Below are 18432 nucleotides of genomic sequence, written 5' to 3' on the forward strand. Positions count from 1 at the left end.
TTATTTGGATGCGGCCTTGGTGCCAACTGCGGCTGTCGGTGCGACGGCGGATTCGGAAGGGGTGCGGCAAGCCTCGGAGCGACGCACGCGGCTTTGAAAGCCTGTTGGCATCGCTGAGCCAGCTTCTTGTCGGGCCGTGTCGGGCGTGACTTCTTGCCAGCGCACACCCTGCTCAACCAGCGATTCAACTCGGAAATAACGGCTTTGCCCCGAGACCAGTTCCGTGTCAATGGCTTGAAATCCAGTGGCAGCGGGGTGGATGGCCTTCAATCGAACGGCCGTCAGACCTGGGGAGACGCACAGCTCTGTGTAGGTTCCCGCAAACAGGGTGGCGTGGTACGCGTCAGCTACATACAAGCGCAAAGGATGCGCAGATGCCTGTTGGGCTGGACGGTAAAAAACCAACTGCCCTCGCCCCTGTCCCGCAACAGGCTGGTCTTGCAAGGCAGAAAGCGAAAGGGAGGGCAAAGGAGCCTGGATGGGCGCTTTGGACGCGGTGTCTGTCTGTGCGAAAGCCATTTGTGCGCACAGCAACCATGCTAGGGGCACCACCAGCACGCGTCTCACAGCAGCTTGGACTTGACAGCGTGGGTTAACAAATTTGGCAATAGAAGTGGTCATTTCAAACAATTGCAGCCCGATTACAGGCTTTTATGAATTTTGATCACATAGTTTACATATATTCAACGATCAAAAATTCATTCTTACGAATAAATACACAAAAAATTTGCCAAAATAAACATAAAAAACGAAATAAACAATTAATTCATTGAATTTAATACGCATCGATTTGATGATTTACGATTTTTTCCAGCAAAAACATGATGTTGCAAGCACGAGCAGCTCAAAACGCGACGACCCAAAAACATCAAAAATCGCAGAAAGCAAAGGGTGCGTTCCAGGCCAAGACTTCTCCACTGCCGTGCATGGCCCTTGCCGAAATGAATGCGTAAGAACACAGCCCGGCATGGGCGAGCGAAGACCATTCAAACGACAAAAAGGCCCATCGGCGCAAAACGCCGATGGGCCCTTGAAATTGGAAAGCGTTAGGTGACCGTGAAACTCAAAGACGGCGAGCGATGTCGCCGATCAACTGCACCGCCAACTCTTGCTTGCTGGCATGCGGCAATTCGCGTGCACCGGCTGCGTCCACCAGAAGCAAGGCGTTGTCATCCTGGCCAAAGGTGGCGGGGCCAATGTTGCCCACCAGCAAAGGGACGTTTTTGCGGACACGCTTGGCCGTGGCGTGTGCCAGCAGATCGTGGCTCTCTGCGGCAAAGCCCACACAAAACAGGGCGCCAGAGAGCGCACGCGGCGACTGGGCGATGGTGGCCAGGATGTCTGGATTTTCAACAAAACTCAGCTGCGGCGTCTGGCCCGAACCGTCTTTCTTGATTTTTTGATCGGCCGAGTTGGCGGGTCGCCAATCAGCCACCGCGGCGGTGGCGATGAAGACATCGGCCGCATTGGCATGTTGCTGCACCGCGTCCATCATTTGACGGGCTGAACGCACATTCACACGCTGCACGCCCCGCGGCGCGGGCAAATGCACGGGGCCCGCAACGAGGGTGACCTGCGCCCCGGCCATGCGAGCAGCGCGGGCAATGGCAAAACCCATCTTGCCACTGGACAAATTGGTGATGCCACGCACCGGGTCAATGGCTTCGTAAGTGGGGCCCGCAGTGACCAACACCGTCTTGCCCGCCAGCACCTTGGGCGTGAAAAACGCTTCCAAATCTTCCAGAATTTCCTCGGCTTCGAGCATGCGGCCGTCACCGGTTTCGCCACAAGCCTGGTCGCCCTGCCCGACATCCAGCACATGGATCCCATCGGCTTTGAGCTGGGCCACATTGCGCTGCGTGGCAGGGTTGGACCACATTTCGCGGTTCATGGCTGGGGCCACGATCAAAGGCACTTTGTCCAGGGGCCGCGCCAGACACATGAGGCTCAGCAGCTCATCGGCACCGCCGTGCAGCAGTTTGGACATGAAATCTGCACTGGCCGGGGCCACCACAATCGCATCGGCTTCCCGGCTCAGATTGATGTGGGCCATGTTGTTGGCTTCGCGCGGGTCCCACTGCGAGGTGTAGACCGGCCTGCCCGACAGGGCTTGCATGGTCACCGCCGTCATGAAGTGCTCGGCCGCCTCGGTCATCACGACTTGCACCGTGACGCCAGACTTGACCAAGGCGCGGCAGAGTTCCGCCGACTTGAAGGCCGCAATGCCGCCCGACAAGCCCAGAACGATGTGTTTTCCAGCCAATGTGCTCATGGCTGGGGAATGTAGCAGACACGACTGTCTATAATCACGATTTCCACCTACCGGGGGCTGTTGGCTCCCGTCTTGGACATGACCAAATTCGTCTTCGTCACCGGCGGTGTGGTGTCTTCCCTGGGCAAGGGAATCGCCTCCGCATCGCTCGCCGCCATCCTCGAATCGCGCGGCCTCTCTGTCACCCTCATCAAGCTCGATCCCTACCTCAACGTCGACCCCGGCACCATGTCGCCCATTCAGCATGGCGAAGTGTTTGTGACCGACGACGGCGCTGAAACCGACCTGGACCTGGGCCACTACGAACGCTTCATCAACACCCGGATGAAGAAGGCCAACAACTTCACGACCGGTCAGATCTACAAAAGCGTGCTCGAAAAAGAGCGCCGCGGCGACTACCTGGGCAAGACCGTGCAAGTCATCCCCCACGTCACCAACGAAATCCAGGACTTCGTCAAGCGCGGCGCGGGTTATGGCACGCCCGAAGCGGTGGATGTGGCCATCGTCGAAATCGGTGGCACCGTGGGCGACATCGAGTCCCTGCCGTTTCTGGAAGCCGTGCGCCAGCTCAGCCTGCGCCTGGGCCCCAACAACACCGCCTTTGTGCACCTGACTTACCTGCCCTGGATCGCCACGGCGGGTGAACTCAAGACCAAGCCGACCCAGCACACCGTGCAAAAACTGCGCGAAATTGGCATCCAGCCCGACGCGCTGCTGTGCCGTGCCGACCGCTACATCCCTGATGACGAGCGCGAAAAAATCTCGCTGTTCACCAACGTGCAGGGCTGGGGCGTGATCTCCATGCCCGACGTAGACACAATCTACAAAGTGCCCCGTGTGCTGCACGAGCAGGGCCTCGACGGTCTGATCTGCGACAAGCTGCGCCTGAACACGCCGCCGGCCAACCTCAAGCGCTGGGACGATCTGGTGCACGACACCGAGCACCCCCAAGGCGAAGTGACCATTGCCATGGTGGGTAAATATGTGGAACTGACCGACAGCTACAAATCTGTCAACGAAGCGCTCAAACACGCCGGCATGCGCAACCATGTGCGCGTCAAGATCGAGCACATCGACTCCGAAACCATCACCCCCGAGACCGTGGCCAGCTTGGCCAAATTCGACGGCGTGCTGGTGCCTGGCGGTTTTGGCAAGCGCGGTGTCGAGGGCAAGATCGAAACGGCCCAATACGCCCGTACCCACAAAGTGCCTTACCTGGGCATTTGCTTGGGCATGCAGGTGGCCACCATCGAGTACGCCCGCCATGTGGCCGGCATGAAGGACGCCAACAGCACCGAGTTCGAGCCCGACACCCCCTTCCCCGTGATCGCTTTGATCAACGAGTGGAAAGACGCCGATGGCTCCATCCAGAAACGCGACGCCAACTCTGATTTGGGCGGCACCATGCGTCTGGGCGCGCAAAGCTCCGATGTGGCCAAGGGCACGCTGGCCCACCAGATCTATGGCGACGTGGTCACCGAGCGCCACCGCCACCGTTACGAGGCCAATGTCAATTACCTGGACGACCTGCGCAAGGCCGGGCTGGTGATCTCGGCGCTGACCCAGCGCGAGCAACTGACCGAGATCGTTGAGCTGCCGCAAACCGTGCACCCTTGGTATGTGGGCGTGCAGTTCCACCCCGAATTCAAGTCCACCCCCTGGGACGGTCACCCTTTGTTCAACGCCTTCGTCAAGGCAGCGGTTGAGCACAAGGCTGCCGCCTGAAAACCATCAACGCACAGGAGCAAGCCATGAAACTTTGTGGATTCGACGTTGGCCTGCAGCAGCCCTTCTTCCTGATCGCGGGCACCTGCTCGATTGAAGGTCTGGAAATGTCCCTCGAAGTGGCGGGTCGCCTCAAAGAGGCTTGCACAGCTTTGGGCATTCCCCTTATCTACAAAGGCTCGTTTGACAAGGCCAACCGCTCCTCGGGCAGCACCCAGCGTGGTGTGGGCCTGGACGCAGGCCTGAAAATCCTGGATGAGGTGCGCCGCCAGATTGGTGTGCCCATCCTCACCGATGTGCACGAAGAGTCGCAGGTCAAAACCGTGGCCAGCGTGGTCGATGTGCTTCAGACCCCCGCCTTCTTGTGCCGCCAGACCGACTTCATCCGCGCCGTGGCACAGTCGGGCAAGCCGGTGAACATCAAGAAGGGCCAGTTCCTCGCCCCTTGGGACATGAAAAACGTCATCGACAAAGCCCGCAGCGCTGCACGCGAAGTTGGCCTGCCCGAAGACAACTTTCTGGCCTGCGAGCGCGGCGTGAGCTTTGGCTATAACAACCTGGTGGCCGACATGACCAGCTTGGCCGAGATGCGCAAGACCGGAGCCCCCGTGGTGTTCGACGTGACCCACTCGGTGCAAAAGCCCGGCGGCCAAGGCACCAGCAGCGGCGGTGCCCGCGAGATGGTGCCGGTGCTTGCCCGTGCGGGCGTGGCAGCAGGTGTAGCAGGCCTCTTCATGGAAACCCACCCCAAACCCGCCGAGGCTTGGTCTGACGGCCCAAACGCCGTACCGTTGGGCAAAATGAAAGCTTTGTTGGAAACCTTGGTACAGCTCGATGCTGTGACCAAGAAAAACCCATTTTTAGAGGATGATTTTTCATGAGCGGCTACATCATCGCCCACGTGCAGGTGACCAACCCCACCCAATACGAAGAGTACAAAAAGTGGTCGACTGCCGCCATGAAAACGGCAGGCGCCGAAGTCTGCGTGCGCGGTGGCCAGGTGCAAGTGCTTGAAGGCGACTGGGCCCCTGAGCGCATCGTCGTGCTGAAATTTCCAAGCTTCGAGGCCGCCAAAGCCTTTTACGAACTGCCCGAATACCTCAAGGCCCGCGAAGCCCGAGAAGGCGCCGCCATCATGCGCATGGTGGCCGTCGAAGGCGTCTGAGACGCTGGCCTGTGCAACCCGTTTTGTTTTTAAATTGAGAGAGTTCAAAAATGAGTGCAATTGTTGACATCGTCGGCCGTGAAATCCTCGACAGCCGTGGCAACCCCACCGTCGAATGCGACGTGCTGCTGGAGTCCGGCGTGATGGGCCGTGCCGCTGTGCCGTCTGGCGCATCCACCGGCAGCCGCGAAGCCATCGAGCTGCGTGACGGAGACAAGAACCGCTATCTGGGCAAAGGCGTGCTCAAAGCCGTCGAACACATCAACACCGAAATCTCCGAAGCCGTGCTGGGGCTGGACGCCTCTGAGCAGGCGTTTCTGGACCGCACCCTGATCGATCTGGACGGCACCGACAACAAGAGCCGCCTGGGTGCCAACGCCATGCTGGCCGTGTCCATGGCCGTGGCCCGCGCCGCCGCCGAAGAGTCTGGCTTGCCGCTGTACCGCTACTTTGGCGGCATGAACGGCAACCAGCTGCCCGTGCCTATGATGAACGTCATCAACGGCGGCGCACATGCCAACAACAACCTGGACCTGCAAGAGTTCATGATCATCCCCGTGGGCGCACCTTCGTTCCGCGAAGCTGTGCGTTGGGGCGCTGAAGTGTTCCACGCCCTGAAGAAAATCATCCATGACAAGGGCATGAGCATTGCCGTGGGCGACGAAGGCGGCTTTGCCCCCAACGTCGACAGCCACGAAGCAGCCATCCAGATGGTGCTCGACGCCATCGCCGCAGCGGGCTACACCGCCGGTGAGCAAATCGCCATTGGCCTCGATTGCGCCGCCAGCGAGTTCTACAAGGACGGCAAGTATGTGCTGGCCGGTGAAGGTGGCATCAGCCTGACGTCCGAGCAGTGGACCGACATGCTGGCCACCTGGTGCGACAAGTACCCCATCATCAGCATCGAAGACGGCATGGCCGAAGGCGACTGGGATGGGTGGAAAGTGCTGACCGACCGCTTGGCCAAGAACGTGCAAATCGTGGGTGACGACCTGTTCGTGACCAACACCAAGATCTTCAAAGAAGGCATCGACAAAGGCATTGCCAACTCGATTCTGATCAAGATCAACCAGATCGGCACCCTGACCGAAACCTTTGAAGCCATCGAGATGGCCAAGCGCGCCGGTTACACCGCCGTCATCAGCCACCGCTCGGGCGAAACCGAAGACAGCACCATCGCCGACATCGCCGTAGGCCTGAACGCCGGCCAGATCAAGACCGGCTCGATGAGCCGCTCGGACCGCATGGCCAAGTACAACCAACTGCTGCGCATCGAAGAAGACCTGGGCGACGTGGCGGTGTACCCCGGTCGCAACGCGTTTTACAACCTGCGCTGATCCCCACAATGGGCAACCGCCTTGTTCCCGTGGTGCTGATCGCCTTGCTGGCGATCATCCAAGCCCAGCTGTGGTTGGGCAAAGGCGGTGTGCCCAGCGTGGCCGAGCTGGAAGTGGAACTGCAACAGCAAAGAGAAGCCAACGAGGAGGCTCGGCGCCGGATCGAGCAACTCAATGCCGAGGTCAATGACCTCAAGGAAGGTTTGAACATGGTCGAAGAGCGGGCTCGCCAAGAGCTGGGCATGGTCAAACCCAACGAAATCTACGTGCAAATCGCCAAATGATGTCCACAACCGAGATCGCCGGTTTCGTACTGGCCTTGGTGATGGTGGTCTGCAGCATCAAGGAGCTGCACTGGAGCTGGCCGCTGGCCATCGCCAGTTCCATCCTTTACTTCTTTGTGTTCAAGGGCAGCCTGCTGTACGGCGAAGCGGGTCTGCAACTCGTTTTTGCCACCCTCGCCTTTTGGGGCTGGTGGCAATGGCTGCGCAAGGGCGACGACGCGCAACCTGCCCTTGTGATCCAGCGGCTGTCAGCGCGGGATTGGCGGCTGGTGCTGCTGGCCAGCGCCTTGCTGTGGCCTGCACTGGCTCTGCTGCTGCAACACTTCACCGACAGCGATGTGGCCTGGTGGGACGCCTTGCCCACGGCCCTGAGCCTGGTCGGCCAGGCCCTGTTAGGCCGCAAATACATCGAGAACTGGCTGGTCTGGCTGGTGGTCAACATGATCAGCGTAGCGCTGTTTGTGCACAAAGAACTGTGGCTGACGGCCGTCCTTTATGCATTGTTCACAGCCATGAGCGTGTGGGGCTGGCGCGCTTGGCAGCGCAAGCTGCGCCACCAGGGCGCATGAGCCGCGTGCAGCGCATCGCCATCCTGGGCGCAGAAAGCACAGGCAAGTCCTGGCTGACGCAAGCCTTGTCCAGCGTGATACGGGCCCGTGGGCAAGCCGTTTGTACGGTGGACGAAGTGCTGCGCGGCTGGTGCGCGCGGGAAGGCCGAACGCCGCATCCCCACGAGCAAATGGGCATCGCCATCGAACAGGCCCGTGCCGTGGAGCAAGCCCCACCCGGCTGGGTGGTTGCGGACACCACCCCCCTCATGACAGCGGTCTACAGCCACATGCTGTTTGGCGACGACAGCCTCTACCCCATGGCATTGGCGCACCAAGCCCTGTACGACAGCACCTTGGTCACCGGGATCGATTTGCCTTGGGTGGCCGATGGCCTGCAACGCGACGGGCCGCACGTGCGCGGGCCTGTGGACACGCTGGTGCGTCAAGCGCTGGAGCGTGCGGGCATCGCCTACCGCGTGGTTTACGGACAAGGCCACCAACGCCTGAACAATGCCCTGCTGGCCTTGGGCTTGCCGGGCGAGGATGCTGCCGCTCGGGCGCTGCGCGAGCAGTCCCAATTTGCCATCAACCGGGGCCGCACGGTGTGGCAATGCAACGAATGCAGCGACCCGGACTGCGAGCACAAACTGTTCACGGGCTTGCTGGCCAAGCGATCAGGCTAAACGCCACGGGCGGAGGCCGCCCCTGCGGCCGAATGCCGGCAGCGCCCATGCACCCATTCGCGAGCGGGGGCTCGCGCCCACAGAGATTTTCAGTGCACCGAGCCGCCAGGCACATCGGCGGGCAAACCTGTGAACAGGCCCGCCGCATCCACCGGGTCAAAGCGGTACTGCGCACCGCAAAAGTCGCAACCCACTTCCACTTGGCCTTGCTCGGCGATGATGCCTTCCACCTCTTCGGTGCCCAGGCTGCGGATCATCTGGCCCACCCGTTCGCGGTTGCAGCGGCAGGCAAAGCGCGGACCGGTCTCGCCCATCAAGGGCTCGAAACGCGCCAGGGGCTCTTCCCAATACAGACGGTGCAAGATGGTTTCCGCGTCCAAGCCCAGCAGCTCTTCACGTTTGAGGCTCTTGGTCAAAATCGAGATGCGGCTGAAGTCTTCGCTTTGGCCCAGCACCGACTCGCGCATGAGTGAGTCGGTCTTGCCCGCCAAATTGCCCTCGCCTTCGATGGGCAGGCGCTGGATCAGCAATCCCGCTGCCACCTTGTCGTCGGCCGCCAGCACCAGCACGGTGTCGAGCTGCTCGGACTGCAGCATGTAATGCTCCAGCACCTCGCTGATGTTTTCCAGCTTTTCGCCCCGGTCACCAAACAAAGGCACCACACCTTGGTAGGGCTGCTGGCCAGGCAAGCGGTCTTGGGGGTCCAGGGTGATGGCGCAGCGGCCTTCGTTGTGCACGTTCACCATCTGGCTCAGGGTGGCGTCATCGGCCACCTCGCCCACCTGGGTGCAGGTGGCACGCAAGCTGAGGTCGGGCTGCACCTCGACCACCCCCAACTTGACCGGTCCATCGCCAAAAATCTGCAACACCAAAGCGCCGTTGAACTTGATATTGCCCTGCATCAGCACACCCGCAGCGGCCATTTCGCCGAGCAGCTGGCGCACAGGCGCGGGGTAAGCGCCGGTTTCGGAGTTGGCGGCACGCCGTGCCAAGATGTCTTGCCAGGCATCGGTCAGGCGCACCAGCATGCCGCGCACCGGCAGGCCTTCGAAAATGAATTTGTGGAGTTCGGACAAAGTGCAATCAACAGCCGCTTGGGCTGATCCTCAAAAGTTAAAGGGGTTCCAATCGGACGAAAAAAGCCTCAAGCGATTTTTTTTAAGCCGGTCTTGAAGCGCCGGGCGTTTTGCATGTAGCTGCGGGCACTTTGGCGCAAGCCTTCGATCTGCTCGGGCGTCAATTCGCGCACCACTTTGGCGGGCGAGCCCACGATCATCGAGCCGTCTGGAAACTCCTTGCCCTCGGTGACCAAGGCGCCAGCGCCCACCAGGCAGTGCTTGCCGATCTTGGCCCCGTTGAGCACCACCGCGCCCATGCCAATCAGGGACTCGTCGCCAATCGTGCAGCCATGCAGAATGACCATGTGGCCTACGGTGACGTGCTTGCCGATGGTCAGGGGTTTGTCATGGTCGCTGTGCAGCACGCTGCCGTCCTGGATGTTGCTGCCTTCGCCAATCTCGATCGGCTCGTTGTCACCCCGCACCGTGGCACCGAACCAGACGCTGGCATCGGCGGCGATGTGCACCGCGCCCATCACCTGCGCGTTGTCGGCCACCCACGCAGAGTCGGCCACCTGGGGGATGTGCGCGTCAAGTTGGTAAATGGCCATGCGGGTCTCCTCGGGGTCTGGATGTCTGAAAACCTACAATTGTAGGGATGCCCACACCCTGCCGTGGGCGCTGCCTGCGATCACCATGCACACCCTGCGCACCGCCGCCCTGATCCCTTGGGCGCAAAACGACCCGAACCTGAAGGCCGAGGCCACTTTGGCGCTGGACCTGAGCCTGCCCGTGGGTGCGCTCGACAGCCTGAGCGCCCCCGCTGAAGGCCCCGGCCGCGCCGCCCGCCCCGTGCTGGTGCCGCATACCCAGCTCAAAGCCAAATCCATGGCCACGCCTGAGGGCCGGGCCATGTTGGTGCATTCGATTGCGCACATCGAACTCAACGCCATCGACCTGGCGCTCGACGTGGTTTGGCGCTTTGCGGACATGCCCGAGGCTTTTTACACCGACTGGGTGCGCATTGCGCAAGAAGAAGCCAAGCACTTCAGCCTGCTGCGCCAGCATTTGCTGGAATTAGGTTTTGACTACGGCGACTTTCCCGCCCACAACACCCTGTGGGACATGGCCGAGCGCACCAAGGACGATATTCTGGCCCGCATTGGCATCGTGCCGCGCACCATGGAAGCGCGGGGCCTGGACGCCTCACCGGGCGTGAAAAACAAACTGGTCAGTGTGGGGGACCACCGAGCGGGCGAGATCCTGAACATCATCCTGGAAGAAGAAATCGGCCACGTGGCTGCAGGCAACCGCTGGTACCGCTATCTGTGCGCCCAGCGCGGACTGGACCCTGTGAGCACCTACGCCGAACTGATCGCGCAATACGACGCGCCCAAACTGCGCCCGCCCTTCAACATGGCGGCACGACGTCTGGCCGGGTTTGAAGAGGCCGAATTGGCGGCGCTTAGCTAACCGCGGGGATGGTGCTGGGCGTGCAGGGTTTTGAGCCGCTCACGCGCCACATGGGTGTAGATGGTGGTGGTCGAAATGTCGGCATGGCCCAGCAGCATCTGCACCGCCCGCAAATCGGCCCCGTGGTTGAGCAAGTGCGTGGCAAAGGCATGGCGCAGCGTGTGCGGCGACAGGGGTGCGGTGATGCCTGCCTCGATGGCGTAGCGTTTGACCAGGTTCCAGAACATGACGCGTGACATGGCAGTGCCGGGCTTGGGGCCACTGCTGGTGACAAACAGGTCTTCGGTCTGGCGCTGGCCCAGCAAGGCTGGCCGCGCCTGGCCCAGGTAGCGCTGCAGCCATTCGCGGGCCTCTTCGCCAAAGGGCACCAGCCGCTCCTTGCTGCCCTTGCCCATGATGCGCAGCACACCTTTGTTCAACGAGACATGCAAGGTTTTGAGCGAGACCAATTCGCTCACCCGCAGGCCGCTGGCGTACATCAGCTCCAGCATGGCGCGGTCACGCAGCCCCAGATCGGTGGCCACATCCGGCGCACGCAGCAAAGCATCCACTTGCGCCTCGCCCAAGGTTTTAGGCACACGCAGCGCCTGTTTGGCAGCCAGCATGCGCAAAGTGGGGTCGCTTTGGATCAGGCGTTCGCGCAACGCCCACCGGAAAAACCGCTTGAACACCGTGAGCCTGCGGTTGGCCGATGTGGCCTTGGTCTGGCCATGGCGCTCAGCGAAGTACGCTTGCAGATGGTGTTCTTGGGTCGCTTCCAGCGCCAGCCTGTGGCTCAAAAACAGCCAGGTAGCGTAGAGCGACAAATCCTGGCGGTAGGCTGCCAGCGTGTTGGCGGCCAGGCCGTCTTCCAGCCAGAGGGCTTCGGCAAATCGGTCGATGGCGCTCTGGCTGGCCTCATGCATGGACTGGCATCAGTCCAGCTTGAGTTTTTGCTGGTCCACCACTTTCTTGTACACCTCGAACTCGGCCTTGATCTGGGCCGTGAACTCTTCTGGCGTGTTGGCCACAACCAAAGAGCCGGTGTCGTTGATGCGTTTGGTCACGCCTGGTTCTTGCAAGGCCTTTTTCACGCCCGCGCTGATCTTGTCCACCACCTCTTTGGGCAGGTTTTTGGGTCCCAGGATGCCGTAATAGGCCATGCGGTTGACAGGCTCAAGACCGATTTCCTTGAAGGTCGGCACATTGGGCAGCTGGGGCAGGCGCTGAGGCGCAGCCAAGACAATCGGCACCAACTTGCCCGACTGGATAAATGGCAAAGCCGAAGGCAGGTTGTCAAAAATGATCGGCACCTGGCCCGCCACCGTGTCGTTCAGGGCTGGGCCTGCGCCGCGGTAAGGAATGTGCGTGATGAACACACCCGCCAGACTCTTCCACAGCTCGGTTTGCAGGTGGCCGATGCCGCCCGTGCCCGACGATGCGTAGGAGTATTTGCCCGGGTTCTTTTTGACTTCGGCCAAAAAGCCCTTGTAGTCCTTGGCCGGGAAGCTGGGGTGCACCGCGATCACGTTGGGCGTGGCCGCGATGTTGATGATGGGCGTGAAATCGGTCAGGACGTTGTACGGGATCTTGGGGTTGATGGCCGGGTTGGCGGCGGTGGTCGACACTGTGGCCATGCCCAGGCTGTAACCATCGGGCGCGGCACGCGCCGTTTCGGTCGCGCCCACCACACCACCACCACCCGCCTTGTTTTCGACGATGACGCTTTGGCCCAGAGCTTTGCCCAAAGGCTCAGAAATCACGCGGGCCACGATGTCGGTGGTGCCACCGGGTGCAAACGGCACCTGCAACTTGATGGTTTTGTTGGGATAAGCCTGCGCCCACACAGAACCACTGGCCAAGAGGGTGACAGCCAGACCAGTCACAGAAACCAAACAGCGACGCTTCATTCGAAAACTCCTTGAAAGATGGCACATGATAGGCAAAGACGGTGGGCTTTCGTGAGAGGGGAAACCATAAAACCGTCAAAAATGCATGAACCTCAGGTGACAAGGCAGCGCCCGTGCACCTTGAAGGGTCAGTTATCCTAGACGAGTGAACTTTGCCCAACTCCTCTTTCCCGATTTTTCCCTGATTTTGTGCGGCTATCTGATTTGCCGCTTCACCGCCTTGAACCGCCCGGTTTGGCAGCAGGTGGAAAGTCTGGTGTATTTTTTCCTTTTCCCGGTGCTGCTGTTTCACTCCATCGTGAAAAGCCCGCTGGACCTGAATGCAGCCTCCAGCCTGATCGGAGCGGGACTGAGCCTGGGCTTGTGTGCGATTGCACTGTCGTACAGCCTGCCCTATTGGCCCATCTTGGGCCAGCGGCTGGACCGGCGCGACCACGCGGCCAGCGCCCAGGTGGGCTTTCGCTTCAACTCCTTCATTGCGCTGGCGCTGGCCGAACGCCTGGCTGGCCCTGAAGGCCTGCTCATGATCTCGGTGCTGATCGGGGTGTGCGTGCCGCTGTTCAACATCGGCGCGGTCTGGCCCATGGCCCGGCATGCCAACACCGGCTTTTTGCGCGAGCTGGTGCGCAACCCCCTGATCATCGCCACCGGCTCCGGCCTGGCCGCCAACCTGTTGGGTTTGCGCATTCCTGAATGGCTCGACCCCAGCGTCAGCCGGATCGGCGCTGCGTCTTTGGCCTTGGGCTTGATGGCCGCGGGTGCGGGCATGCAGCTGGGCACCTTGCGCCAGGGCAAACTGCTGGGCCTGAGCGTGCTGACGGTCAAACACCTGCTGCTGCCTTTGATCGCCCTGGGCATGTCCCGCCTGTTTCAGCTCGACGCCCTGCAAACCACGGTGCTGCTTGCGTTTTCAGCTTTGCCCACGGCCTCCACCTGCTACGTGCTGGCTGCCCGCATGGGCTACAACGGCCCCTATGTGGCGGGGCTGGTCACGCTGTCGACCTTGTCCGGCATGTGGAGTTTGCCGTTTGCGCTGGGGGTGCTGCGCTGACGGGAAGTCAGGCCATTCGGCCGCGGGAGCGACCTCCTACAAAGGCACAGTGGCATTGGCCAGCGACCAGGCCACCTGCTCCCGCACCACCGGGTCGGGGTGCGCGGCGTGGACTGCGAGGGCCTGCTGCAAGCCAAGCTGTTCATCCGCCGACAAGCCGCCTGACGCCAGTGCGTTACCCGCTGCAAGGGCCAAATTGCGCAGCCAGCGGGCGTGGCCGATGCGGCGGATGGCGCTGCCCTCGGTGCGACGCAAAAACTCGGCCTCATCCCAAGCCATCAACCCGGCGATGCTGCCGGCACCCAAGCCCTCGCGGGTTTGCCAATCGGGCAAGGGGCTGAGCTGGGCGAATTTGTTCCAGGGACAGGCCAGCTGGCAATCGTCGCAGCCGTAAATGCGGTTGCCGATCAACGGGCGCAGCGCCTCGTCAATCGGCCCCGCGTGCTCGATCGTCAAATAAGAAATGCAGCGACGTGCATCCAGCTGGTAAGGCCCCACGATGGCCTGGGTGGGACACAGGTCGATGCAGGCAGAGCACTGGCCGCAGTGCGCCGTGGTGGCAGGCGTTACGGGCAGGACCAAGTCCACAAACAACTCGCCCAGAAAAAACATCGACCCGGCCTCGCGGCTCAGCACCAGGGTGTGTTTGCCACGCCAGCCCAGGCCGCTGCGGGTGGCGAGCTCTGCCTCCATGACCGGGGCCGAGTCGGTGAACACGCGGTGTCCAAAGGGGCCAATCGCCTGGGCGATGCGGTCCTGCAGTTTTTGCAGGCGACTGCGCAAGACCTTGTGGTAATCGCGCCCCCGGGCATAGAGGGAGACCACGCCCTCACCCGGCTGCAGGCTGCGGGCGGTTTCGCGGGCCAGCCAGTCGGGCGGCGTGCCCTGCGGCAAATAATCCATGCGAGCGGTGATCACGCTAAGTGTGCCCGGCACCAGTTCGGCCGGGCGGGCGCGCTTGAGGCCGTGGCTTTCCATATAGCCCATGCTGCCGTGAAACCCAGCGGCCAACCAGGCTTGTAATCCGGGCTCTGCCGAGGACAAATCGATGCCCGCCACGCCAATTTGGGACAATCCCAACTCACGCGCCCAGATCTGGATCTGGGCCCACAGTTCAGGAAGGTCGATTTGAGTACATTGAGCAGTCACCCGCCGATTGTAGGAAGCCCCACCGCACCCAGCGTTTGGGCGGGCTTGTGGCCGAATGAAGCCGCCACGCAGGCCTTTGCCGCAGAACTGAGCGCCGCCTTGCAAAACTGGCCAGGCGGGCGCGATGCCCGCATCGAGTTGCGTGGCAACCTGGGCGCAGGCAAGACCACCTTGGTGCGCCACCTGCTGCGTGCAGCCGGGGTGACAGGCCGCATCAAAAGCCCGACCTACGCCGTGGTCGAGCCGCACCAGGCGGGCACAGGCACAAGCGAAGACGACAGCGCCTGGCCCGTCTGGCACTTCGACTTTTACCGTTTCAACGACCCACAGGAATGGGAAGACGCGGGCTTTCGCGACATCTTTGCCGGGCCGGGCCTCAAGCTCATGGAGTGGCCCGACAAGGTAGCCGGGCAACTGCCGCCACCGGACTGGGTGATTGCGCTCGACGCCATCGACGAAGACCAGCGCCGCGTGCACATCAGCGCGGGCACAGAGCGCGGCCAGCAGTGGCTGCAAACATGGGCCCACACCCATCCGGGAGCAGAGTATGCGAGCTGACCGTCGCCGTCTGGTCAAAGCCGGCCTGTTGGCGCTCAGCCTGGGGGCGGCACAGCTGGCCCGGGGGGCCAATATGCTGGCTGTGCGCATCTGGCCCGCATCAGATTACAGCCGCGTCACGCTCGAATCGGACACCGCCCTGAAGACCCGGCAAACCCTGATCGACTCGCCACCGCGGCTCGCGGTGGACATTGAGGGCCTGGAACTCAACGCTGCCTTGCGCGAGTTGGTGGGCAAGGTGCAGGCCTCTGACCCCAACATCGCGGGCATCCGCGTGGGCCAGTTCAATGCCAGCACTGTGCGGCTGGTGATCGACCTCAAACGCCCCATCGCGCCTCAAGTCTTTACCTTGCAACCCGTCGCGGCCTATGCCCACCGGCTGGTGCTGGACCTCTACCCCTCGGTCGCAGCAGACCCGCTGGAGCAACTGATTCAAGAACGTGTGTCAGCCAAAGCGGCACCGACAGCCAGCCCATTGCCCCCTGCTGCCCAGGTGAATGACCCTTTGGGCGAACTCATGGCCAGGCAAAGTCAAGCCGGCACCAAACCAGCGCCAGCAGCGCCCAGCACCCGCAAACAAGACTTTGAGCCCGCGCCATCGGCCGTGCTGGACAACCCCAACCACCCGCCGCGCACAGTCAACACCCCAAGCACTGACCGCTTGATCGTGATCGCCTTGGACCCGGGGCACGGCGGCGAAGACCCCGGCGCCATCGGCCCCGGCGGTACCCGAGAAAAAGACGTGGTGCTGAAAATCGCCCAGATGTTGCGCGACCGCATCAACGCCAGCAGCGTGGGCGGCAGCCCCATGCGGGCCTACCTGACGCGCGACGCCGACTTTTTTGTGCCCCTGCAAGTGCGGGTGCAAAAAGCGCGCCGCGTGCAGGCCGACCTGTTCGTCAGCATCCACGCCGACGCGTTTTTCACGCCCCAGGCCAGCGGCGCCAGCGTGTTCGCGCTCAGCCAAGGGGCGGCGTCCAGCAGTGCAGCCCGCTGGATGGCCCAAAAAGAAAACAAGGCCGACCTGATCGGCGGCATCAACCTGGGGGTGCAGGATGCCCAGGTGCAACGCGCCCTGCTCGACATGAGCACCGCCGCACAAATCAAGGACAGCCTGCAACTGGGCAGCAGCTTGCTGCGCGAGATCGGTGGCGTAGGCCGCCTGCACAAACCCCGGGTGGAGCAAGCCGGTTTTGCCGTGCTCAAGGCGCCCGACATTCCGAGTGTGCTGGTCGAAACCGCCTTCATCAGCAACCCGCAAGAAGAAGAAAAACTGCGCAGTGACGCCTACCAAAAGCAACTCACCGACGCCTTGATGCGCGGCATCTTGCAATATTTCTCGCGCAACCCACCGCTGGCGCGCAACCGCAGCATTTAAGCCGTCTGGCTGGTCTCCACATCCCTGTCAAACTGCGCCATCGCCGCCAATGTCAGCGGATCGGTGGCCAAGCCGGCCGCGAACTCGGGACGCACCGTGACCGCATGGGCTCCGACCGCGATCAAACGCGAGAGCACATCGGGGGACTTGATGCTGGCGGCCAGCAGTTGCAGACCGTCGGCTTGCACCGCCACGCAGGCCTCAATCAGGGACCAGACATCGCGGCCATCAGCCTGCAAGCGGCCCACATAAGGCGCAACGTAATTGGCCCCTTGGGCACGCGCCCAGAGCAGTTGCACCGGGTTGGACAAACCCGTCAGCAGCGTGGGCACGCCCCAGGCCTGCACTTCGCGCAGCACCGGTTGCCAGTCGGGGTGGCACGGCAGTTTGATGGTCAGGCGCACACGGGCCTGCACGGCCGCAGGCAGCAGCACTTCGAGCCACTGCGCGGCTTCGCCCACATCGGCGCGGGGCAGTTGCAGCATCAGCTCAGGGATGCGGACCTCGCCCGCCTGCGCCACCAGTTGCAGATAACCGGGCAGGCTGACCGGCAAACCGGCTTGCATGACGAGCGTGGGGTTGGTGGTCACGCCCTGCACAGGCGGACATCCGGCGGGCAGCACCCATTGGCGGGCATCGGCCGAGTCGAGGTAAAACTTCATGGGTTGTCCTGTTTCAGGAAGATGTCTTTGTCGGGGAAAAACTGGCTGTGCAGCGGCAGTAAGGCACCGCCCAGAGCGCGGGCATGCGCGCCCACCTGGCCTGCCAGCAGTTGCGGCTGGTGCATGCCGTCAAAACGGTAGCCCGCCAGCGCGTCTTGCGTGGCGACCATCAAAGCGGTCATGAGCGGCGCGCCCAGCGAGCCATCCATCACCACCGCGTCCAGATCGAGCAAAGCGGCAGAACTGGCCACCGTCATGGCCAGCGCCTGGCTGGCCTGGGCGATCCACGGGGCCGTGAATTCGGCATAAGCCGCATCCATGATGGCGTTCTGTTGAATCAGCAAGGGGTTGTGACCTGCCGCGAGCAAGGCTTGCTCGAGTTGCCAGCCCGAGGCTTTTTGCAACAACTGCGGCGGCATGCCTGAGCCCTTGGACTCGGACGTGGCCAAGCCCACCGGCAGCGAGCCAATCGCCCCGGCATTGCCGCGCTCGCCATTCATGATGTGGCCCGACAGCACCAAGCCGCCGCCGATGAAGGTGCCGACAAACACATACAAAAAGCTGCGCACATGGCGGCCATGGCCTTGCAGCAGTTCGGCCACGCAGGCGGCCGTGGTGTCTTTGGCAAACACCACCGGCAAATCGGTCAGGCGTTGCACTTTGGCGGGCAGGTCGATGTGCTCCCAGCGGGCCAGGGCTTGTGCGGCCTGGCCGCCCATCAGGTCGGCCCATTTGTGCAGCGACAGCGGCGCGGTCAGGCCCACGCCCACCGTGCGGGGCCACAAATCGCCCATGCGCGCTTGAAGGGTTTGCAGGCCTTGCGCCATCGAGGCAAAAAGCCCATCCGGATCGGGGTAGTCGTAAAGCACCTCTACACGATCGACTGGCTGGCCTGTGAAATCGGCCACCAGCAATTCGAGGTTGCGCCGCCCGACCTGGATGCCCACGCTGAACGCGCCTTGCGGGTTGAGCGACAGCGGCACCGAAGGCTGGCCAATCTTGCCGCGCACGCGGTCTTGCTTGAGGAGCAAGCCATCGTCGAGCAGACGGCCCACGATGATCGCCACCGTCTGGGTAGAAAGTTGGGTCAGACGGGCCAGGTCGGCCTTGGGGATGGCCCCGTGGTGGCGGATGGCCTGCAACACGATGCGCTCGTTGAACTGGCGCATCCCAACGTGGTTGGAACCACGCATGGCA

General features: G+C 62.2%; 20 protein-coding genes. 11 read left to right on the top strand and 9 right to left on the bottom strand.

The features are described from left to right. Together ACHEXL_RS07855 and coaBC are read right to left on the bottom strand one after the other, a co-directional pair. Entirely contained in the window at nucleotides 1–357 is a 357-nt protein-coding gene (locus ACHEXL_RS07855; protein ID WP_416558785.1) for a hypothetical protein, read from the bottom strand. 706 nt (nucleotides 358–1063) lie between these two features. Next, entirely contained in the window at nucleotides 1064–2272 is a 1209-nt protein-coding gene (gene coaBC / locus ACHEXL_RS07860; RefSeq protein ID WP_416558786.1) for a bifunctional phosphopantothenoylcysteine decarboxylase/phosphopantothenate--cysteine ligase CoaBC, read from the bottom strand. 78 nt (nucleotides 2273–2350) lie between these two features. On the opposite strand from coaBC, the gene ACHEXL_RS07865 reads away from it, so the two are divergent. The 7 genes from ACHEXL_RS07865 to ACHEXL_RS07895 are packed head-to-tail and all read left to right on the top strand — an operon-like array spanning nucleotide 2351 to nucleotide 8017. Continuing rightward, nucleotides 2351–3997 carry a CTP synthase gene (locus ACHEXL_RS07865; protein WP_416558787.1) on the top strand — a complete coding sequence of 549 codons (1647 nt, stop codon included), beginning with the start codon at nucleotides 2351–2353 and terminating at the stop codon, nucleotides 3995–3997. 26 nt (nucleotides 3998–4023) lie between these two features. After that, on the top strand, nucleotides 4024–4878 hold the full coding sequence (gene kdsA, locus ACHEXL_RS07870; RefSeq protein WP_416558788.1) for a 3-deoxy-8-phosphooctulonate synthase: 855 nt from the start codon (nucleotides 4024–4026) through the stop codon (nucleotides 4876–4878). Next, entirely contained in the window at nucleotides 4875–5162 is a 288-nt protein-coding gene (locus ACHEXL_RS07875) for a DUF1330 domain-containing protein (protein WP_108362725.1), read from the top strand. Before kdsA ends, ACHEXL_RS07875 begins: the two co-directional genes overlap by 4 nt. Nucleotides 5163–5212: 50 nt before the next feature. Then, nucleotides 5213–6499: a phosphopyruvate hydratase gene (eno, locus tag ACHEXL_RS07880; protein ID WP_416558789.1), complete on the top strand. Its 1287-nt coding sequence runs from the start codon at nucleotides 5213–5215 to the stop codon at nucleotides 6497–6499. Between the two features lie 8 nt (nucleotides 6500–6507). Then, on the top strand, nucleotides 6508–6783 hold the full coding sequence (ftsB, locus tag ACHEXL_RS07885) for a cell division protein FtsB (RefSeq protein ID WP_416558790.1): 276 nt from the start codon (nucleotides 6508–6510) through the stop codon (nucleotides 6781–6783). Further along, nucleotides 6780–7352 carry a nicotinamide riboside transporter PnuC gene (gene pnuC, locus ACHEXL_RS07890; RefSeq protein ID WP_416558791.1) on the top strand — a complete coding sequence of 191 codons (573 nt, stop codon included), beginning with the start codon at nucleotides 6780–6782 and terminating at the stop codon, nucleotides 7350–7352. Before ftsB ends, pnuC begins: the two co-directional genes overlap by 4 nt. After that, on the top strand, nucleotides 7349–8017 hold the full coding sequence (locus tag ACHEXL_RS07895; protein WP_416558792.1) for an AAA family ATPase: 669 nt from the start codon (nucleotides 7349–7351) through the stop codon (nucleotides 8015–8017). Before pnuC ends, ACHEXL_RS07895 begins: the two co-directional genes overlap by 4 nt. Before the next feature lie 89 nt (nucleotides 8018–8106). Here ACHEXL_RS07895 and ACHEXL_RS07900 read toward each other — a convergent pair whose 3' ends face one another. Both ACHEXL_RS07900 and ACHEXL_RS07905 read right to left on the bottom strand, forming a co-directional pair. Continuing rightward, nucleotides 8107–9093, bottom strand: a complete 987-nt coding sequence (locus ACHEXL_RS07900; protein ID WP_416558793.1) for an Hsp33 family molecular chaperone HslO — start codon at nucleotides 9091–9093, stop codon at nucleotides 8107–8109. A gap of 68 nt (nucleotides 9094–9161) precedes the next feature. Beyond that, nucleotides 9162–9686: a gamma carbonic anhydrase family protein gene (locus tag ACHEXL_RS07905; RefSeq protein WP_291924994.1), complete on the bottom strand. Its 525-nt coding sequence runs from the start codon at nucleotides 9684–9686 to the stop codon at nucleotides 9162–9164. A gap of 85 nt (nucleotides 9687–9771) precedes the next feature. On the opposite strand from ACHEXL_RS07905, the gene ACHEXL_RS07910 reads away from it, so the two are divergent. Beyond that, nucleotides 9772–10548 (top strand): ferritin-like domain-containing protein, encoded by a 777-nt coding sequence (locus ACHEXL_RS07910; protein WP_416558794.1) that lies wholly within the window; start codon nucleotides 9772–9774, stop codon nucleotides 10546–10548. On the opposite strand, the gene xerD is transcribed toward ACHEXL_RS07910, so the two are convergent. Beyond that, nucleotides 10545–11453, bottom strand: coding sequence for a site-specific tyrosine recombinase XerD (xerD, locus tag ACHEXL_RS07915; protein WP_416558795.1), 909 nt, complete (start codon nucleotides 11451–11453; stop codon nucleotides 10545–10547). The genes ACHEXL_RS07910 and xerD overlap by 4 nt on opposite strands. A 9-nt stretch (nucleotides 11454–11462) precedes the next feature. After that, the gene (locus tag ACHEXL_RS07920) at nucleotides 11463–12437 is read right to left on the bottom strand and encodes a tripartite tricarboxylate transporter substrate binding protein BugE (RefSeq protein WP_416558796.1); all 975 of its coding nucleotides are present in this window, start codon (nucleotides 12435–12437) and stop codon (nucleotides 11463–11465) included. Nucleotides 12438–12582: 145 nt separating this feature from the next. On the opposite strand from ACHEXL_RS07920, the gene ACHEXL_RS07925 reads away from it, so the two are divergent. Then, a complete protein-coding gene (locus tag ACHEXL_RS07925; RefSeq protein ID WP_291925001.1) occupies nucleotides 12583–13488 on the top strand; it encodes an AEC family transporter in 906 nt (301 codons plus the stop codon). A gap of 36 nt (nucleotides 13489–13524) precedes the next feature. Here ACHEXL_RS07925 and queG read toward each other — a convergent pair whose 3' ends face one another. Continuing rightward, complete coding sequence (gene queG, locus ACHEXL_RS07930) at nucleotides 13525–14589, bottom strand: tRNA epoxyqueuosine(34) reductase QueG (RefSeq protein ID WP_416561325.1); 1065 nt, start codon at nucleotides 14587–14589, stop codon at nucleotides 13525–13527. A gap of 27 nt (nucleotides 14590–14616) precedes the next feature. Between queG and tsaE the strand changes: the two genes are divergently transcribed. Continuing rightward, complete coding sequence (gene tsaE, locus ACHEXL_RS07935) at nucleotides 14617–15195, top strand: tRNA (adenosine(37)-N6)-threonylcarbamoyltransferase complex ATPase subunit type 1 TsaE (protein WP_416558797.1); 579 nt, start codon at nucleotides 14617–14619, stop codon at nucleotides 15193–15195. After that, complete coding sequence (locus tag ACHEXL_RS07940; RefSeq protein ID WP_416558798.1) at nucleotides 15185–16573, top strand: N-acetylmuramoyl-L-alanine amidase; 1389 nt, start codon at nucleotides 15185–15187, stop codon at nucleotides 16571–16573. The genes tsaE and ACHEXL_RS07940 overlap by 11 nt, the downstream gene beginning before the upstream one ends. Here ACHEXL_RS07940 and ACHEXL_RS07945 read toward each other — a convergent pair. After that, nucleotides 16570–17235 (bottom strand): transaldolase family protein, encoded by a 666-nt coding sequence (locus ACHEXL_RS07945; RefSeq protein WP_416558799.1) that lies wholly within the window; start codon nucleotides 17233–17235, stop codon nucleotides 16570–16572. The two genes, ACHEXL_RS07940 and ACHEXL_RS07945, sit on opposite strands and share 4 nt — an antisense overlap. Next, the gene (locus ACHEXL_RS07950) at nucleotides 17232–18428 is read right to left on the bottom strand and encodes an ROK family protein (RefSeq protein WP_416558800.1); all 1197 of its coding nucleotides are present in this window, start codon (nucleotides 18426–18428) and stop codon (nucleotides 17232–17234) included. The genes ACHEXL_RS07945 and ACHEXL_RS07950 overlap by 4 nt, the downstream gene beginning before the upstream one ends. Nucleotides 18429–18432: the final 4 nt, after the last annotated feature.

This window comes from Limnohabitans sp. YIMB22184 (assembly GCF_048020265.1).
In the GTDB taxonomy this organism is placed as follows: Bacteria; Pseudomonadota; Gammaproteobacteria; order Burkholderiales; family Burkholderiaceae_C; genus Limnohabitans_A.

Coding starts and splice junctions, on each gene's coding strand:
- coaBC (WP_416558786.1), bottom strand. CDS start 2,272: ATGAGCACATTGGCTGGAAAACACATCGTTCTGGGCTTGTCGGGCGGC.
- ACHEXL_RS07865 (WP_416558787.1), top strand. CDS start 2,351: ATGACCAAATTCGTCTTCGTCACCGGCGGTGTGGTGTCTTCCCTGGGC.
- kdsA (WP_416558788.1), top strand. CDS start 4,024: ATGAAACTTTGTGGATTCGACGTTGGCCTGCAGCAGCCCTTCTTCCTG.
- ACHEXL_RS07875 (WP_108362725.1), top strand. CDS start 4,875: ATGAGCGGCTACATCATCGCCCACGTGCAGGTGACCAACCCCACCCAA.
- eno (WP_416558789.1), top strand. CDS start 5,213: ATGAGTGCAATTGTTGACATCGTCGGCCGTGAAATCCTCGACAGCCGT.
- ftsB (WP_416558790.1), top strand. CDS start 6,508: ATGGGCAACCGCCTTGTTCCCGTGGTGCTGATCGCCTTGCTGGCGATC.
- pnuC (WP_416558791.1), top strand. CDS start 6,780: ATGATGTCCACAACCGAGATCGCCGGTTTCGTACTGGCCTTGGTGATG.
- ACHEXL_RS07895 (WP_416558792.1), top strand. CDS start 7,349: ATGAGCCGCGTGCAGCGCATCGCCATCCTGGGCGCAGAAAGCACAGGC.
- ACHEXL_RS07905 (WP_291924994.1), bottom strand. CDS start 9,686: ATGGCCATTTACCAACTTGACGCGCACATCCCCCAGGTGGCCGACTCT.
- ACHEXL_RS07910 (WP_416558794.1), top strand. CDS start 9,772: ATGCACACCCTGCGCACCGCCGCCCTGATCCCTTGGGCGCAAAACGAC.
- xerD (WP_416558795.1), bottom strand. CDS start 11,453: ATGCATGAGGCCAGCCAGAGCGCCATCGACCGATTTGCCGAAGCCCTC.
- ACHEXL_RS07920 (WP_416558796.1), bottom strand. CDS start 12,437: ATGAAGCGTCGCTGTTTGGTTTCTGTGACTGGTCTGGCTGTCACCCTC.
- ACHEXL_RS07940 (WP_416558798.1), top strand. CDS start 15,185: ATGCGAGCTGACCGTCGCCGTCTGGTCAAAGCCGGCCTGTTGGCGCTC.
- ACHEXL_RS07945 (WP_416558799.1), bottom strand. CDS start 17,235: ATGAAGTTTTACCTCGACTCGGCCGATGCCCGCCAATGGGTGCTGCCC.
- ACHEXL_RS07950 (WP_416558800.1), bottom strand. CDS start 18,428: ATGCGTGGTTCCAACCACGTTGGGATGCGCCAGTTCAACGAGCGCATC.